Origin of the sequence: Rurimicrobium arvi, from assembly GCF_039540495.1 — a bacterium.
Classification (GTDB): domain Bacteria; phylum Bacteroidota; class Bacteroidia; order Chitinophagales; family Chitinophagaceae; genus Rurimicrobium; species Rurimicrobium arvi.
The window spans coordinates 1-1,167 of record NZ_BAABEZ010000007.1; the positions used below are offsets into that span (position 1 = coordinate 1).

Below are 1,167 nucleotides of genomic sequence, written 5' to 3' on the forward strand. Positions count from 1 at the left end.
TCAATGATGGCTGGGATGGTACCTATAATGGTAAACCTGCAGATATGGGGGTATACAACTACCTCATAACGGTGGGGTATCCGGATGGAACCACACAGACACTCAAGGGCGATGTTAATCTCGTTAGATAAAAAAAATGTTGCCTTCGGGCAACATTTTTTTTGTGCCGATATTTTGTATATTACCACATTATTTATGCCATGAAATATATAAAACTGTTTTTACTGGTTTTTTTATTGCCGTTCCTGCCTTTGCAGTCGAAGGCGAGTCACCTTGCGGCTGCTGATATCAGTGTGGATTATGTTCCTACAGCCGCAAGTCCCTATACTTACAGGGTTACATTGAACGTATATAAATCATGTGAAATAGGGGCTGCTCCATTAGCTACAAGTGCTACACTTAACTGGAAATCTATTTCCGACTGTTTTCCCGGTGACAGCCGCGATATGGGTACACCTCAGATCGACACACTGGATCAGTTGTGCGATACGTTCAAGAAGATCAACTCCTGCCGTACGCTGGACTCCACTTCTGTAGCGCTGCGTCCTGCATTCGTGCGTCACCGCTGGCAGCTGGTTGTTACGCTTCCCGGCCCTTGTTCCGACTGGGTGTTCTGGTGGTATTCAGGAAATAGAAATGGCGCTATTCAAAATCTTCAGAATCCGGCTTCCACATCCCTTTTCGTAGATGCGATGATCAACATCACGAAGAAAGCACGTGTGAACACACCGCGTTATACGCTTGACCCTATTCCTTATTTCTGTCGCGCCAATAAAGTGAGCTTTCCGAATGCTCCCCAGGATCCGGATCTGGACAGTATGATTTCTGTAAGCCAGCAACCGCGTACCAATACGGTAAGCCCGTTCCCTTATAATGTTATTCCCTACGCATGTCCTCCACCTGCACCGGCTACTGCATATTGTTATTCATTGACAGATCCGATAGCGAGCGATCCGAGCTATCCGTATTATTTTGATCCGAGCACCGGTACAGCAACGTTCCAGCCGACGATCAACGGGAAGTTTGTTCTTGCGTTCAAGACTTATGATTATGATCGTCAGACGGGCGATCTGATGGGTTTCACGACGCGTGATGTGCAGGTTGCCGTAATCAACTGTGATGCACCACCACCGACGACCGATACGACTCCCTCGAATATAGCGGGTT

1 protein-coding gene is annotated in these 1,167 nt (G+C 47.2%); it reads left to right on the plus strand.

Annotated features, from left to right (window positions below; genetic code table 11):
- Window positions 1-200: 200 nt before the first annotated feature.
- Window positions 201-1,167, plus strand: a 967-nt coding sequence (locus ABD846_RS04700) for a hypothetical protein (protein WP_344823173.1), incomplete at its 3' end; no start/stop codon positions are given.